The 15,353-nt window shown below is 53.8% G+C and carries 13 protein-coding genes and 5 tRNA genes; 16 read left to right on the top strand and 2 right to left on the bottom strand.

The window, feature by feature from the left end; genetic code table 11:
• Positions 1 to 13 precede the first annotated feature (13 nt).
• The 16 genes from HV107_RS04350 to HV107_RS04275 all read left to right on the top strand — a co-directional run bounded on the left by HV107_RS04350 (position 14) and on the right by HV107_RS04275 (position 11,959).
• Positions 14 to 892, top strand: coding sequence for a metal ABC transporter substrate-binding protein (locus tag HV107_RS04350; protein ID WP_182062194.1), 879 nt, complete (start codon positions 14 to 16; stop codon positions 890 to 892).
• Positions 893 to 1,021: 129 nt separating this feature from the next.
• Positions 1,022 to 1,519 carry a nicotinamide-nucleotide amidase gene (gene pncC, locus HV107_RS04345; protein WP_014071491.1) on the top strand — a complete coding sequence of 166 codons (498 nt, stop codon included), beginning with the start codon at positions 1,022 to 1,024 and terminating at the stop codon, positions 1,517 to 1,519.
• A 91-nt stretch (positions 1,520 to 1,610) separates the two neighbouring features.
• Positions 1,611 to 2,669 carry a recombinase RecA gene (gene recA / locus HV107_RS04340; protein WP_182062193.1) on the top strand — a complete coding sequence of 353 codons (1,059 nt, stop codon included), beginning with the start codon at positions 1,611 to 1,613 and terminating at the stop codon, positions 2,667 to 2,669.
• 68 nt (positions 2,670 to 2,737) lie between these two features.
• Complete coding sequence (gene recX, locus HV107_RS04335; protein ID WP_182062192.1) at positions 2,738 to 3,238, top strand: recombination regulator RecX; 501 nt, start codon at positions 2,738 to 2,740, stop codon at positions 3,236 to 3,238.
• A 131-nt stretch (positions 3,239 to 3,369) separates the two neighbouring features.
• Complete coding sequence (gene alaS, locus HV107_RS04330) at positions 3,370 to 5,997, top strand: alanine--tRNA ligase (protein ID WP_182062191.1); 2,628 nt, start codon at positions 3,370 to 3,372, stop codon at positions 5,995 to 5,997.
• A 241-nt stretch (positions 5,998 to 6,238) separates the two neighbouring features.
• Positions 6,239 to 6,424, top strand: a complete 186-nt coding sequence (gene csrA / locus HV107_RS04325) for a carbon storage regulator CsrA (RefSeq protein ID WP_000906486.1) — start codon at positions 6,239 to 6,241, stop codon at positions 6,422 to 6,424.
• 342 nt (positions 6,425 to 6,766) lie between these two features.
• Positions 6,767 to 6,859: transfer RNA gene (locus HV107_RS04320), tRNA-Ser, on the top strand.
• A gap of 4 nt (positions 6,860 to 6,863) precedes the next feature.
• Positions 6,864 to 6,940: transfer RNA gene (locus HV107_RS04315), tRNA-Arg, on the top strand.
• A gap of 197 nt (positions 6,941 to 7,137) precedes the next feature.
• A tRNA-Arg gene (locus HV107_RS04310) sits at positions 7,138 to 7,214 on the top strand.
• Positions 7,215 to 7,243: 29 nt separating this feature from the next.
• A tRNA-Arg gene (locus HV107_RS04305) sits at positions 7,244 to 7,320 on the top strand.
• 197 nt (positions 7,321 to 7,517) lie between these two features.
• A tRNA-Arg gene (locus HV107_RS04300) sits at positions 7,518 to 7,594 on the top strand.
• Between the two features lie 259 nt (positions 7,595 to 7,853).
• Complete coding sequence (gene yqaB / locus HV107_RS04295; protein ID WP_014071487.1) at positions 7,854 to 8,420, top strand: fructose-1-phosphate/6-phosphogluconate phosphatase; 567 nt, start codon at positions 7,854 to 7,856, stop codon at positions 8,418 to 8,420.
• The gene (locus HV107_RS04290; RefSeq protein WP_166717649.1) at positions 8,417 to 8,845 is read left to right on the top strand and encodes a YqaA family protein; all 429 of its coding nucleotides are present in this window, start codon (positions 8,417 to 8,419) and stop codon (positions 8,843 to 8,845) included. Before yqaB ends, HV107_RS04290 begins: the two co-directional genes overlap by 4 nt.
• An 83-nt stretch (positions 8,846 to 8,928) precedes the next feature.
• Complete coding sequence (gene gshA / locus HV107_RS04285; protein ID WP_166717650.1) at positions 8,929 to 10,473, top strand: glutamate--cysteine ligase; 1,545 nt, start codon at positions 8,929 to 8,931, stop codon at positions 10,471 to 10,473.
• A 152-nt stretch (positions 10,474 to 10,625) separates the two neighbouring features.
• On the top strand, positions 10,626 to 11,141 hold the full coding sequence (luxS, locus tag HV107_RS04280; RefSeq protein ID WP_014071484.1) for an S-ribosylhomocysteine lyase: 516 nt from the start codon (positions 10,626 to 10,628) through the stop codon (positions 11,139 to 11,141).
• A gap of 53 nt (positions 11,142 to 11,194) precedes the next feature.
• Positions 11,195 to 11,959 (top strand): helix-turn-helix transcriptional regulator, encoded by a 765-nt coding sequence (locus tag HV107_RS04275; protein ID WP_182062190.1) that lies wholly within the window; start codon positions 11,195 to 11,197, stop codon positions 11,957 to 11,959.
• Here HV107_RS04275 and leuA read toward each other — a convergent pair.
• Both leuA and emrB read right to left on the bottom strand, forming a co-directional pair.
• Complete coding sequence (gene leuA, locus HV107_RS04270) at positions 11,956 to 13,605, bottom strand: 2-isopropylmalate synthase (protein ID WP_182062189.1); 1,650 nt, start codon at positions 13,603 to 13,605, stop codon at positions 11,956 to 11,958. The genes HV107_RS04275 and leuA overlap by 4 nt on opposite strands.
• A 185-nt stretch (positions 13,606 to 13,790) precedes the next feature.
• Positions 13,791 to 15,338 (bottom strand): multidrug efflux MFS transporter permease subunit EmrB, encoded by a 1,548-nt coding sequence (gene emrB, locus HV107_RS04265; protein WP_182062188.1) that lies wholly within the window; start codon positions 15,336 to 15,338, stop codon positions 13,791 to 13,793.
• Positions 15,339 to 15,353: the final 15 nt, after the last annotated feature.

Below are 15,353 nucleotides of genomic sequence, written 5' to 3'. Positions count from 1 at the left end.
GCAAGGGGAAAAAATGAAACGTACAGGGTTAGTCGTTGCGCTCGCGCTCGGAATGATGTCGCACACTGTGATGGCAAAAACGCTTAATGTGGTGACCAGCTTTTCGATCCTGGGAGATATTACCCAGGAAGTCGGCGGTAAAAACGTAAACGTGACAACGCTGGTGGGGCCGGATGGCGACCCACACACCTTCGAACCGTCACCCAAAGACAGCGCCGCGCTGAGTAAGGCTGATGTGGTGGTGGTGAACGGCCTTGGGCTGGAGGGATGGCTTGACCGTCTGGTGAAAGCGTCCGGTTTTAAAGGCCAACTGGTGGTGGCATCGGCCGGTGTGAAAACACACACTCTGGAAGAAGACGGAAAAACCGTGACTGACCCACATGCCTGGAACAGCGCGGCAAACGGTGCCCTGTATGCGCAAAATATCCTGAATGGGCTGGTGAAGGCCGACCCGGAAGATAAAGCTGCGCTGGAAGGCACCGGCAAACCGTATATCGCACAACTCATCCAGCTGGATAACTGGGCCAAATCACGCTTTAGCCCGATCCCGCAGGAAAAACGCAAAGTGCTGACCAGCCATGATGCCTTTGGTTATTTCAGCCGCGCCTACAGTGTGACTTTTATGGCACCACAAGGGTTGTCGTCCGAGAGCGAAGCCAGCGCGGCGCAGGTGGCTGAGATTATCAACCAGATTAAAGCCGATGGTGTGAAAACCTGGTTTATGGAAAACCAGCTTGATCCGCGTCTGGTGAAACAGATTGCCAGTGCGACAGGCGCGCAGCCAGGAGGCGAACTCTACCCTGAAGCGCTTTCGGCAAAAGGTGGTGTGGCGGATACCTACGTTAAAGCATTTCGCCACAATGTTGATACCATCGCCGACAGCATGAAATAAGAACCCCGGAAGCCGATGCGCCCGCATCGGCTTTTTCTGAAGACCCCTCGTAAAACCTGAACCTCATCCCCATATCTGACGAGAAAGTGTTATCTTGTGCTGCACGTTTTTCAAAGGCCTGGAGCGATAATGACTGACCATGAATTGATGCAGCTTAGCGAAGTGGTAGGGCTGGCGTTAAAGCAGCGCGGTGCGACAGTAACAACGGCAGAGTCCTGTACTGGCGGCTGGGTAGCGAAAGTGATTACGGATATTGCGGGCAGTTCCGCCTGGTTTGAGCGTAGCTTTGTGACCTACAGTAATGAAGCTAAGGCACAGATGATTGGCGTGCGTGAATCCACGCTCGAACAGCATGGCGCGGTCAGTGAGCCGGTGGTGATTGAAATGGCCATTGGTGCCCTTAAAGCGGCGCGCGCGGATTATGCCATTTCGATAAGTGGCATTGCCGGGCCGGACGGCGGTAGCGATGTGAAACCCGTTGGTACCGTATGGTTTGGTTTTGCAACGTCGAAAGGCGAGGGGATTACCCGCCGTGAATGCTTTAGCGGCGATCGCGAAAGCGTGCGTCGTCAGGCAACGGAATATGCGTTAAAAACGCTCTGGCAACAATTTCTACAAAATACTTGATACTGTATGACCATACAGTATAATTGCACCAACAGAACAGAATTCACCCCGGTAAATACGTAAACGTATTTACTGTATGACAGGAGTAATAATGGCTATCGACGAGAACAAACAGAAAGCGTTGGCGGCAGCACTGGGCCAGATCGAAAAGCAATTCGGTAAAGGCTCCATCATGCGCCTGGGTGAAGACCGTTCCATGGATGTGGAAACTATCTCCACCGGTTCGCTTTCTCTGGATATCGCACTGGGCGCTGGCGGTTTGCCAATGGGCCGTATCGTAGAAATCTACGGGCCAGAATCCTCCGGCAAAACGACCCTGACCTTACAGGTTATTGCAGCTGCGCAGCGCGAAGGTAAAACCTGTGCGTTTATCGATGCCGAACACGCGCTGGACCCGGTCTATGCCCGTAAGCTGGGTGTTGATATCGACAACCTGCTGTGTTCTCAGCCAGACACAGGTGAGCAGGCGCTGGAAATTTGTGACGCGCTGGCGCGTTCCGGTGCTGTTGACGTTATCGTAGTCGACTCCGTTGCTGCACTGACGCCAAAAGCGGAAATCGAAGGCGAAATCGGTGACTCTCACATGGGCCTCGCGGCACGTATGATGAGCCAGGCAATGCGTAAGCTGGCGGGTAACCTGAAGCAGTCCAACACGCTGCTTATCTTCATCAACCAGATCCGTATGAAAATTGGTGTGATGTTCGGGAACCCGGAAACCACTACCGGTGGTAACGCACTGAAATTCTACGCGTCTGTCCGTCTTGATATCCGCCGTATCGGCGCGGTGAAAGAGGGCGAGAACGTGGTCGGTAGCGAAACCCGCGTGAAGGTTGTGAAGAACAAAATCGCTGCACCGTTCAAACAAGCTGAATTCCAGATCCTCTACGGCGAAGGTATCAACTTCTTCGGCGAACTGGTTGACCTGGGCGTGAAAGAGAAGCTGATTGAAAAAGCGGGCGCCTGGTACAGCTACAACGGCGACAAGATTGGTCAGGGTAAAGCGAATGCCATCTCCTGGCTGAAAGAGAACCCGGCTGCGGCGAAAGAAATTGAGAAGAAAGTTCGTGAACTGCTGCTGAACAACCAGGATTCAACACCTGATTTCGCGGTTGATGGCGCGAACGTTGAAGAAACTAACGAAGACTTTTAATTCTCTCGTTTAAAAATGAAGGGCTGCGAATGCGGCCCTTTTTGCATTTCTGAACCAGCAGGTTTTGTATGACCGAACCCACAACTCGTCGCCCTGCCTATGCCCGCTTACTGGACCGCGCGGTGCGTATTCTGGCCGTGCGCGACCACAGCGAGCAAGAGTTACGGCGTAAACTCGCGGCCCCGGTGATGGGCAAAAATGGGCCGGAAGAGATTGATGCCACGGCGGAAGATTACGACCGGGTTATCGCCTGGTGCTATGAGCATCATTATCTGGATGATGAGCGCTTTGTCTCACGGTTTATCGCCAGCCGCAGTCGTAAAGGCTATGGCCCTGCGCGTATTCGCCAGGAGCTTAACCAAAAAGGGATCGCGCGTGAATCAACCGAAAAGGCCATGCGCGAATGCGATATCGCGTGGGGAGAACTTGCGAGAGATCAGGCAATTCGCAAATACGGCGAGCCGCTGCCGCGTGAGTTTGCAGAAAAAGTTAAAATCCAGCGCTTTTTGCTCTATCGTGGCTTCCTGATGGAAGATATTCAGGATATATGGCGTAATTTTGCCGATTGAACGCATGAGGGATTTTACTTCCCTCCCAAGAAAACTTATCTTATTCCCACTTTTTCCAGTAGCTGGTCTGTCCAACTGATTACAGGTACAGACTGGCTGCGACATTTCGTTAGCTTGATTTCAGGATAATTATGAGCAAGAGCACCGCTGAGATCCGTCAGGCGTTTCTCGATTTTTTCCATAGTAAAGGACACCAGGTTGTTGCCAGCAGCTCCCTGGTACCGAATAACGACCCGACTTTACTGTTTACCAACGCCGGGATGAACCAGTTCAAGGATGTGTTCCTTGGTCTCGATAAGCGTAATTATTCCCGTGCAACAACCTCACAGCGTTGTGTGCGTGCGGGCGGTAAACATAATGACCTGGAAAACGTCGGTTACACTGCACGTCACCACACCTTCTTCGAAATGCTGGGTAACTTCAGCTTCGGCGACTACTTCAAACACGATGCTATCCAGTACGCGTGGGAACTGCTGACCGGTGAAAACTGGTTCAAGCTGCCGAAAGAGCGTCTGTGGGTTACCGTCTATGAAACCGATGACGAAGCCTACGAAATCTGGGAAAAAGAAGTAGGTATCCCGCGCGAACGTATTATCCGCATCGGTGATAACAAAGGCGCTCCATATGCGTCTGACAACTTCTGGCAGATGGGTGATACCGGTCCTTGCGGCCCGTGCACCGAAATCTTCTACGATCACGGTGATCACATCTGGGGCGGCCCTCCAGGAAGCCCGGAAGAAGATGGCGATCGCTACATTGAGATCTGGAACATCGTCTTCATGCAGTTCAACCGTCAGGCCGATGGCACGATGGAACCACTGCCAAAACCGTCCGTTGATACCGGTATGGGTCTGGAGCGTATTGCTGCGGTTCTGCAACACGTTAACTCCAACTATGACATCGACCTGTTCCACACGCTGATTAAGTCCGTGGCGGAAGTGACCGGTGCGACCGATCTGAGCAATAAATCGCTGCGCGTTATTGCAGACCATATTCGTTCCTGTGCGTTCCTGATTGCTGACGGCGTTATCCCGTCGAATGAAAACCGTGGCTACGTGCTGCGCCGTATCATTCGTCGTGCTATTCGTCACGGCAACATGCTGGGCGCGAAGGACACCTTCTTCTATAAACTTGTTGGCCCACTGGTTAGTGTGATGGGTGCGGCGGGTGATGAACTGAAACGCCAGCAGTCGCAGGTTGAGCATGTTCTGAAAACCGAAGAAGAGCAGTTTGCGCGTACTCTGGAACGCGGCCTGGCGCTGCTGGATGAAGAGTTGGCGAAGCTTAAGGGCGACACGCTGGATGGCGAAACCGCTTTCCGTCTGTATGACACCTACGGCTTCCCGGTTGACCTGACGGCTGACGTTTGCCGCGAGCGCAACATCAAAGTTGACGAAGCTGGCTTCGAAGCCGCTATGGAAGAGCAGCGCCGTCGTGCGCGCGAGTCCAGCGGTTTTGGCGCTGACTACAACGCGATGATCCGCGTTGATGGCGCGTCCGAGTTCAAAGGCTACGAAAATCTGGAACTGACCGGCAAAGTGACTGCCCTGTTTGTTGACGGTAAATCCGTAGACAGCATCAGCGCGGGTCAGGATGCTGTGGTTATTCTGGACAAAACGCCGTTCTATGCTGAATCCGGCGGCCAGGTTGGCGATAAAGGCGAACTGAAAGGCGACGGCTTTAGCTTCAGCGTTGCTGACACCCAGAAATACGGTCAGGCAATTGGTCACCAGGGCAAACTGGTTTCCGGTTCACTGAAAGTGGGCGAGGGCGTTCAGGCGAACGTTGACGAAGCACGCCGTGCGCGCATTCGTCTGAACCACTCCGCAACGCACCTGATGCACGCAGCACTGCGCGATGTTCTGGGTACGCACGTGGCGCAGAAAGGTTCTCTGGTTAACGACAAAGTGCTGCGTTTCGACTTCTCTCATTTTGAAGCGATGAAACCGTCTGAAATCCGCGCGGTTGAAGATCTGGTGAACGCGCAGATCCGTCGTAACCTGGCCATCGAAACCAACATCATGGATCTCGAAGCGGCGAAGAAAAAAGGTGCGATGGCGCTGTTTGGCGAGAAATATGACGAACGTGTTCGCGTACTGAGCATGGGCGATTTCTCTACCGAACTGTGCGGTGGTACTCACGCAGCGCGCACCGGTGATATCGGTCTGTTCCGTATCGTCTCTGAGTCTGGTACTGCGGCGGGTGTTCGTCGTATCGAAGCGGTAACCGGCGAAGGTGCAATTGCCAGCCTGCACGCGCAGAGCGACCAACTGCATGATATTGCACAGTTGCTGAAAGGCGATAGCCAGAACCTGGGCGAGAAAGTGCGTGTTGCACTGGATCGTACTCGTCAGCTGGAAAAAGAACTGCAACAGCTGAAAGAACAAGCGGCTGCGCAGGAAAGTGCAAACCTCTCCAGTAAAGCGGTAGAGATTAAAGGCGTTAAACTGCTGGTCAGTGACCTGGCAGGCGTTGAGCCTAAAATGCTTCGCACTATGGTCGACGATCTGAAGAACCAGCTGGGTTCAACGGTTATCGTTCTGGCGACAGTGGCAGAAGGTAAGGTTTCTCTGATTGCGGGCGTCTCTAAGGATGTGACTGACCGCGTTAAAGCAGGGGAACTGGTTGGTATGGTCGCCCAGCAGGTGGGTGGCAAGGGTGGCGGTCGTCCGGACATGGCGCAAGCCGGTGGTACGGATGCGGCGGCACTTCCTGCGGCATTGGCCAGTGTTGAAAGCTGGGTAAGCGCAAAACTGTAATAATTACAAAGCGTAAGCAGACGTCATGGCGGCAACGTTATGGCGTCTTGTTCACTACGCTATCGATAACGATAAAGTCAGGTTGAGTTTGTGTATATCGGCTAAACTTACGTTTAACAGAATGTGATGCCGTGACTGCTTACACTTTACGTGTTTGTCATCGCTTACTTTTTGGCGTTATATGATGGATAATGCCGGGATACAAGAGACCCGACTCTTTTAATCTTTCAAGGAGCAAAGAATGCTGATTCTGACTCGTCGAGTTGGTGAGACCCTCATGATTGGGGATGAGGTCACCGTGACAGTTTTAGGGGTTAAGGGCAACCAGGTACGCATCGGCGTAAACGCTCCTAAAGAAGTATCTGTCCACCGTGAAGAGATCTACCAGCGTATCCAGGCTGAAAAATCCCAGCAGTCCAGTTACTGATATTATCGCGTCTCGCTGTCTGGCGAGACGCAACCTTCCAGACATTTTTCCCGCTTAAAGTTACCATTCGATTTCAACAGCTCGCTTTTTCGCCTTTCTCTTTGCCTTATCTCTTACCAATAGCAGCGCTATGCCTCATGAATACTGCTCAGAATCCTGCAAAATCCGCTTATAAAACACCCTCTTTGCGGCTTTTACATGCGAATTGCGTGTGATTTGTGCAAACGATAAAAGCATGTGGAAAATTGTTTGACTTATAAGTCCCAGAAAGTAATATATGCGCCACGCAGCGACGAGAAGCTCTTAACGAGTTACTCGAAGCACTCGAAAGAGGCGTTGTGTGGTGAGGTGGCCGAGAGGCTGAAGGCGCTCCCCTGCTAAGGGAGTATGCGGTCAAAAGCTGCATCCGGGGTTCGAATCCCCGCCTCACCGCCATTTTGCATCCGTAGCTCAGCTGGATAGAGTACTCGGCTACGAACCGAGCGGTCGGAGGTTCGAATCCTCCCGGATGCACCATATTCTCCGAGATAACAGCAACACTGTTGTTTTAAGGTCTGCGAGTTAATCGCCAGCACCAGGGAGGATAACGTTGCTTCAGCAACGGCCCGCAGGGCGAGGCGTAAGCCGGGTAATCCTCCCGGATGCACCATCTATTACTTCATATTGCTTTCGAAGTGATATGAGTATCGAGCAGTACAGTAGTAAATCCTGATGCATCCGTAGCTCAGCTGGATAGAGTACTCGGCTACGAACCGAGCGGTCGGAGGTTCGAATCCTCCCGGATGCACCATTTACTATTTCTGAAAGCAGTTCCCTGATGCATCCGTAGCTCAGCTGGATAGAGTACTCGGCTACGAACCGAGCGGTCGGAGGTTCGAATCCTCCCGGATGCACCATATTCTCCGAGATAACAGCGATACTGTTGTTTCAAGGTCTGCGAGTTAATCGCCAGCACCAGGGAGGATAACGTTGCTTCAGCAACGGCCCGAAGGGCGAGGCGCAGCCGAGTAATCCTCCCGGATGCACCATCTTTTACTTCGTGTTGCTTTTGAAGTGATACCGAGTATCAGCAGTAACAGTAGTAAATCCCGATGCATCCGTAGCTCAGCTGGATAGAGTACTCGGCTACGAACCGAGCGGTCGGAGGTTCGAATCCTCCCGGATGCACCATATTCTCCGAGATAACAGCAACACTGTTGTTTTAAGGTCTGCGAGTTAATCGCCAGCACCAGGGAGGATAACGTTGCTTCAGCAACGGCCCGCAGGGCGAGGCGTAAGCCGGGTAATCCTCCCGGATGCACCATCTCTTCTTGTTATTCCCCCCAACGTTCAGTTCTTAATCACACTTATTGTTATCACTTCGCAATCAGCGACAAAAACCACCGTTTACGATAAAGTAATGCCTTGTTAATCGTTTAGCGAGAGCACGATGTACGCACAGTATGACGGTTTGATCTTCGATATGGATGGCACCATCCTGGATACCGAACCCACACACCGCAAAGCCTGGACTGAAGTCCTGGGCCGATACGGGATGCGTTTCGACTTGCAGTCTATGGTTGCCCTCAATGGTTCCCCCACCTGGCGCATTGCCGAGGCGGTGATTGAACTGAATCAGGCCGATCTCGACCCGCACCAGCTCGCGCGCGAAAAAACAGATGCAGTAAAAGCCATGCTTTTAGACACGGTTCGTCCTTTGCCATTAATTGATGTGGTGAAAGAGTGGCATGGGCGTCGTCCTATGTCGGTCGGGACGGGCAGTGAAAGTGCAATCGCAGAGGCGCTGCTGAGCCATCTTGGCTTGCGTCACTATTTTTCTGCTGTGGTTGCCGCCGATCATGTTAAAAACCACAAACCCGCACCGGACACCTTTCTGCTGTGTGCAGAGCTAATGGGTGTGCCTGCGGCTAAATGCGTGGTTTTTGAAGATGCAGATTTTGGTCTGCAAGCCGCACGCGATGCGGGCATGGATGCAGTGGATGTCCGTCTTCTGTGAGTGACCTGCTGTCACTTTCGTCACTATTCGCCAGCAGTTTTTTAAGCGCCACACTTCTACCGGGTAATTCCGAGGTTGTGCTGGTCGCCATGCTGTTATCGGGAGTGAGTCAGCCGTGGTTGCTGGTATTAATAGCAACAATGGGTAATAGCCTTGGAGGGCTGACTAACGTTATTCTTGGGCGTTTCTTTCCGCTGCGTGAAAAATCGCGCTGGCAGGAAAAGGCAGTTGGCTGGCTAAAACGCTATGGCGCTGCCACGCTGTTATTAAGCTGGATGCCTGTAATAGGTGATTTGCTGTGCCTGCTGGCGGGATGGATGCGCATCTCCTGGGGGCCGGTGCTCTTTTTTTTGTGCCTTGGCAAGGCGTTACGCTATGTTCTCGTGGCATGGGTAACACTACAGGGTATGACGTGGTGGCACTAATTGGTGGAATGAATACGCGACCTTCAATCGTCAACCATTACAATTATGCTGAGTAACATTACTTTGACAGGCGGGAGGTCAATTTGATCCCGGACGTATCACAGGCGCTGGCCTGGCTGGAAAACCACCCTCAGGCTCTGAAGGGTATTCAGCGTGGTCTTGAGCGAGAAACGCTGCGCGTAAACGCAGATGGCAGCTTAGCGACAACGGGCCACCCTCAGGTGTTGGGCTCGGCGCTGACACATAAATGGATCACAACTGATTTCGCCGAAGCGCTGCTGGAATTTATTACTCCAGTAGATGACGATATCGATCATATGCTGAAGTTGTTGCGTGACGTTCATCGTTATACCGCCCGTAACCTGGGTGATGAGCGTATGTGGCCGCTCAGTATGCCGTGCTATATCGAGCAGGGGCAGGAGATTGAGCTTGCTCAGTACGGCACCTCAAATATTGGCCGTCTGAAAACGCTGTATCGCGAAGGGCTGAAAAACCGCTACGGTGCGCTGATGCAGACCATCTCCGGCGTACACTACAATTTCTCTCTGCCGATGGCTTTCTGGCAGGCAAAGTGTGGTGAAACGGATAAAGAAGCGATTTCAGCGGGTTATTTCCGCTTGATCCGCAACTATTACCGTTTTGGCTGGGTCATTCCTTATCTGTTCGGTGCTTCGCCGGCTATTTGCTCGTCGTTCCTGCAAGGGAAGCCGACCACATTGCCGTTCGAGAAGACCGAATGCGGTATGTACTACTTACCGTACGCAACGTCCCTGCGCCTGAGCGATCTTGGCTATACCAATAAATCGCAAAGCAATCTCGGTATTACGTTTAACGAATTGCATGAATATGTGGCAGGATTGAAGCGGGCGATCAAAACGCCGTCCGAAGAGTACGAAAAAATCGGCCTCGAAAAAGACGGTAAACGCCTGCAAATCAACAGTAATGTTCTACAGATTGAGAACGAACTGTATGCGCCAATTCGTCCTAAGCGCGTGACGCGAAGCGGTGAAACGCCGTCTGATGCATTGCAGCGTGGGGGGATCGAATACATCGAAGTGCGTTCACTGGACATCAACCCGTTCTCGCCAATTGGCGTGGATGAGCAGCAGGTTCGCTTCCTCGATCTGTTTATGGTCTGGTGCGTGCTGGCGGATGCGCCGGAAATGAGTTCTGACGAACTGCTTTGTACCCGTACTAACTGGAATCGCGTGATTCTGGAAGGGCGCAAGCCGGGTCTGACGCTGGGTATCGGCTGTGAAACGGCGCAATTCCCGCTGGCTAAAGTGGGTAAAGATCTGTTCCGCGACCTGAAGCGCGTCGCGCAGACGATGGATAGCGTTTACGGCGGTGATGAGTATCAGAAAGTGTGCGATCAGCTGGTTGAAAGCTTTGATAACCCAGAACTGACGTTCTCTGCGCGTATTTTGCGTTCTATGATTGATCAGGGTATTGGTGGTACAGGGCGCGCGCTGGGCGCAGAATACCGTGAAATGTTGCGGCAGGAACCGTTAGAGATCCTGAGCGAAGCGGAATTTGTTGCTGAGCGGGAAGCATCACTGGTGCGTCAGAAAGAGGTGGAAGCGGCAGATACTGAGTCGTTTGATGCATTTCTGGCGAAGAACGCCTGACACAAAAGAAAAAGGCCACATCGCTGTGGCCAAAATATACATCTCTGAATTCAGGGATGATGATAACAAATGCGCGTCTTTCATATACTCAGACGCGCATTCTGTAGAAGAGTTCAGTTTATTTTAAAAAAAATCACTATCGGAGGTGACGTATGCCGTTATTAGATAGCTTTACTGTCGACCATACCCGTATGGAAGCACCTGCTGTACGTGTGGCGAAGACCATGCATACCCCGCACGGCGACACGATCACCGTATTCGATCTGCGCTTCTGCGTGCCAAACAAAGAAGTGATGCCTGAGAAAGGTATTCACACTCTGGAGCACCTGTTTGCTGGTTTTATGCGTGATCACCTGAATGGCAACGGTGTTGAGATTATCGACATCTCCCCAATGGGTTGCCGTACCGGTTTCTACATGAGCCTGATTGGTGTGCCGGAAGAAACCCGCGTTGCAGATGCGTGGAAAGCGGCAATGCAGGACGTGCTGAAAGTTAAAGAGCAGAACCAGATCCCTGAGCTGAACGTCTACCAGTGTGGCACCTACCAGATGCACTCTCTGGAAGAAGCACAAGAGATCGCGCGTCATATTATCGAACGTGATGTTCGCGTAAACAGCAACGAAGAGCTGGCCCTGCCGAAAGACAAATTGCAGGAACTGCACATCTAGTGCACCTTTTCCCTCTCCCTGTGGGAGAGGGTAGGGTGAGGGTTATTTGCCCCATGACCACCACCACAACCTTCTCTTTTACCCATCGTCCACTTGTTCCCTTTGCGCATGACTATGTTCATGGCGCCAGCGAGCCGTGGCATCAGCACGACTGCGCCCAGCTGTTGCACAGCCTGAGTGGTGTGGTGAGGGTAGATACCGCATCGGGTTGTTGGGTCGTACCTCCCGGGCGTGGCGTCTGGCTACCGGCCGGCACACCGCACGCGATTCGCATTACGGGCAATGTCGCGGCGCGAACGCTGTTTATCGATCCGCTGGCGCGAGCCGATCTCCCTGCGTCGTGTCAGATCGTGCAGATCTCTGCGCTATTACGTGAACTGATCCTCACCTCCCTTACGCTTCCCGAATCCTACGCGCCCGGCAGCCGGGATGAGCGGGTATATGAACTGATCCTGGATGAAATTCGCATTATGCCGGTGCTGCCGTTTCACCTGCCGGAGCCGGAAAGTGAAGCTTTACGCAACCTGTGCCAGAAAATCCGGCAAACGCCGGGAGAAAGCTGGAGCAGCAGCCAGGCTGCGAGCATTCTGGGGATGAGCGAGCGCACCCTTAACCGCCATTTCCAGCAGCAGACCGGGTTAAGCTATAGCGAATGGGTGAGAAGGGCGCGTCTCATGGAGGCGTTGCTGCGTCTGGCACAAGGCCAGCCGGTGTTGCGCGTTGCGCTGGACCTGGGATACGGCAGCCACAGCGCATTTACGGCGATGTTTCGCCGGGTGATGGGGATATCACCCAGCGATTATTTCAGGAACGACTAACCCACAGCATTGAACAGCGCCTGAATGGATGCGCGCGCCACGTCACTGTCTATCCCTACGCCCCAGCGGCTGCTGCCGTCCTGGAACAGGCAGCGGATATACGCCACCGAGCGGCTATCGCTGCGTTCACCCAACGAATGCTCGTGGTAATCCTTAATCACAAACGGGGTGTTAAGCCAGCGGCTGAGCCCATTGACGGCCGCCGACAACTGACCATTTCCTTGTCCCTCCAGCTGACGTGTCCCACCGCCGGTGGCAACCGTGGCGGTTAAGCGTAACAGCCCATCATGCTGGCTTTCACTGCGATAGGTTTGCAGCGTGAAACGCGGAGTAGCAACCAGCCCGTAACGGCTGCGGAAAAGCTGCCACAGCGCGTTTTGCGTCATCTCTTTCCCGTGGTTGTCCGTTTCTTGCTGAACGTGCTGGCTAAAATCCTGCTGCAGCGCGCGGGGCAGTTTCAGGCCGTGATTCTGTTCGATAAGCCACGCGCTGCCGCTTTTACCCGACTGACTGTTCACGCGGATAACCGCTTCATAAGTACAGCCGATGTCCTGCGGATCGACAGGCAGGTAGGGCATCTCCCAGCGCTCGTCAGGTTTACGGGCATCAAACCCTTTCTTGATGGCATCCTGATGTGAACCGGAAAACGCGGTATAGGCCAGACGGCCCGCCCACGGATGCCGTGGATGTACTGGCAGCTGGTTACAGTTCTCTACCACTTCAACCACGCGATTCATGTCGCTGAAGTCCAGATTGGGGCTAACACCCTGGCTGTAGAGGTTCATTGCCAGCGTGACCAGGCAGACATTTCCCGTGCGTTCGCCATTGCCAAACAGGCAGCCTTCCACGCGGTCGGCACCTGCCATCACCGCCAGTTCCGCACTGGCGACACCGGTACCGCGATCGTTGTGCGGGTGAACGCTGATGCAAACGTCGCTGCGTCGGCTAAAGTGACGGCAGAAATACTCAATCTGGTCGGCATACACGTTTGGGGTGCTGACTTCGACGGTAGCCGGTAAGTTGATAACCATCGGGCGTTCGGCGCAGGGCTGCCAGATCTCCGCTACGGCTTCACAAATTTCCAGTGCAAATTCCGGCTCGGTAAAGCAGAAGGTTTCCGGGGAGTATTCGTACTGCCAGCGGGTTTCAGGGTTTTCTTCACACAGCTTACGGATAAGGCGCGTGGAGCGTGTTGCCAGCTCAACGATTTGCGCTTTTTCCATGCCAAACACCAGGCGGCGGAACAGCGGGGCGGTGGCGTTATAAAGATGCACCGTAGCCTGACGCGCGCCTTTCAGGGATTCGAAGGTGCGAAAGATCAAGTCTTCCCGCGCCTGGGTTAATACCTGAATGCTGACGTCATCCGGGATGCGGTTTTCGTCAATCAGCTGGCGGACAAAGTTAAAGTCGGTCTGCGAGGCCGACGGGAAGGCCACTTCAATCTCTTTAAATCCACAGCTCAGCAGCAGATCCCAGAATTGCAGCTTACGTGCGCTGTCCATTGGCTCGGCAAGCGCCTGGTTGCCGTCACGTAAATCGGTGGAAAGCCAGCGTGGGGCATGGGTGATACGTTGCTCCGGCCAGCGACGGTCGGGAAGGGAAATAGCGGGATAGGGTCGGTATTTGTCGGCGGGTGTATTCAGCATGATGCGCTCCTGTTGTCTTTTCACTATCGTGAATCGATTTCAGGAGCGCTGCTTTATCGGAACTGACAATCGCTGTCGCGTTTTGGACAACCGTGAAAGTTGCCCGGTGGCGCTGCGCTTACCGGGCCTACGGGTTTTGTAGGCCGGGTAAGGCGTAGCCGCCACCCGGCGACCAGCGCGCAGGGCTAGTGCGCCCCACCGCCGCCGCTACCGGCACCAAACGGTGGTTTGGCAAACCACACCAGCCCCAGCAGAACAATAAAGATCCCCGCCGATATCCAGAAAATCTCGTTTGCCGAGATTATCAGACCCTGGTTGGTTATCTGCTGGGCTATCCAGCCGGAAGCCTGCTGCTCCGTCATCCCCATGCCCTCAAGTTGGCTATACATCTGTTGAGCATTAGGGTTGAACGGGTTCACCGCTTCGGTCAATTGCGCATGGTGCATCGATTCACGGTTAGTCCACAGCGTCGTGGTGATCGACGTCCCGATGGAGCCTGCCAGCGTACGGGTAAAGTTCGACAGGCTCGATGCCGCCGCCATGCGCTCAGGCGGTAAGCCGGAAAGCGTGATGGTGGTCAGTGGCATAAAGAAGCACGCCACCGCAAAGCCCTGAATAAACTGCGGCCACGCAGAAGCGCCAAAGTCCATTCCCGGTTCGAACGTATACGCACGCCAGTAGAAGCACACGGCGTACATGATAAAGCTGAATGTCACCAGCCTGCGCATGTCGAGCTTGTGGGCGAAACGGCCGATAATCGGCGACAGCAGGACCGGAATCAACCCAACTGGCGCAGAGGCCAGACCCGCCCAGGTGGCGGTGTAGCCATATACCTCCTGCAACAACTGCGGTAGCAGAACAATGGCACCGAAGTAGAGCATGTAGGCAAGGCTAATACACAGACAGCCTATGGTGAAGTTTCGCGACTTAAACAGCGACAGGTCGACTATCGGGTTATCGTCGGTCAACTCCCAGACAATCAGGAAGCTTAGCGATACCACCGCAACAACCGTCAGGATGATTATCTCCCGGGAGTTGAACCAGTCCAGCTCTTTCCCCTGGTCGAGCATAACCTGAAGACTACCGATACCGAGGATCAATAACGCCAGGCCTACACTGTCAATACGCCGCTGTTCGGTTCGCGTTTCTCTGCCACGTAGCGACTGCAACGTCATCATGACCACGATGGCGCCAATCGGTACGTTGATAAAGAAGATCCAGCCCCAGTGATAGTTATCGCTGATATAGCCGCCCAGGATAGGGCCGCAAATCGGCGCGACGATCACCGTCATCGACCACAGCGCCAGCGCGATTGAGCGTTTGGCAGGTGGGTAGTTGTTCAGCAGTAAACTCTGCGACAGCGGAATCAACGGCCCGGCCACAATACCCTGAATGACGCGGAAGAAAATCAGCATCGTCAGGCTGGTGGACATGCCACACGCCCAGGATGCGATGACGAAGGCGATGGTAGACCAGAGGAACAGCTTCACCTCACCAACACGCTTTGCCAGCCAGCCGGTAATGGGGATCGAGATGGCGTTTGCCACCCCGAATGAGGTAATAACCCACGTCCCCTGGCTCAGTGACGAGCCCAGGTTCCCGGCAATCGTCGGAATTGCCACGTTCGCGATGGTGGAGTCCAGCACCTGCATGAATGTCGCCAGTGACAGCGCAATGGTCATAATGACCAGTTGCGCGCCTTCCAGCGGTTTTTGCGGTTGTTGCCGTTGCATAGCGCTCACCTCGGA

It is taken from the genome of Enterobacter sp. RHBSTW-00175, from assembly GCF_013927005.1.
Classification (GTDB): Bacteria; Pseudomonadota; Gammaproteobacteria; order Enterobacterales; family Enterobacteriaceae; genus Enterobacter.
Note: the sequence above shows the minus strand (reverse complement) of the source record. Positions and strands in the feature narration are given on the sequence as shown.

Bases quoted from the DNA above. Each gene is read 5' to 3' on its own strand.
- HV107_RS04350 (WP_182062194.1), top strand. From the start codon at position 14: ATGAAACGTACAGGGTTAGTCGTTGCGCTCGCGCTCGGAATGATGTCG.
- pncC (WP_014071491.1), top strand. From the start codon at position 1,022: ATGACTGACCATGAATTGATGCAGCTTAGCGAAGTGGTAGGGCTGGCG.
- recA (WP_182062193.1), top strand. From the start codon at position 1,611: ATGGCTATCGACGAGAACAAACAGAAAGCGTTGGCGGCAGCACTGGGC.
- recX (WP_182062192.1), top strand. From the start codon at position 2,738: ATGACCGAACCCACAACTCGTCGCCCTGCCTATGCCCGCTTACTGGAC.
- alaS (WP_182062191.1), top strand. From the start codon at position 3,370: ATGAGCAAGAGCACCGCTGAGATCCGTCAGGCGTTTCTCGATTTTTTC.
- csrA (WP_000906486.1), top strand. From the start codon at position 6,239: ATGCTGATTCTGACTCGTCGAGTTGGTGAGACCCTCATGATTGGGGAT.
- yqaB (WP_014071487.1), top strand. From the start codon at position 7,854: ATGTACGCACAGTATGACGGTTTGATCTTCGATATGGATGGCACCATC.
- luxS (WP_014071484.1), top strand. From the start codon at position 10,626: ATGCCGTTATTAGATAGCTTTACTGTCGACCATACCCGTATGGAAGCA.
- HV107_RS04275 (WP_182062190.1), top strand. From the start codon at position 11,195: ATGACCACCACCACAACCTTCTCTTTTACCCATCGTCCACTTGTTCCC.
- leuA (WP_182062189.1), bottom strand. From the start codon at position 13,605: ATGCTGAATACACCCGCCGACAAATACCGACCCTATCCCGCTATTTCC.
- emrB (WP_182062188.1), bottom strand. From the start codon at position 15,338: ATGCAACGGCAACAACCGCAAAAACCGCTGGAAGGCGCGCAACTGGTC.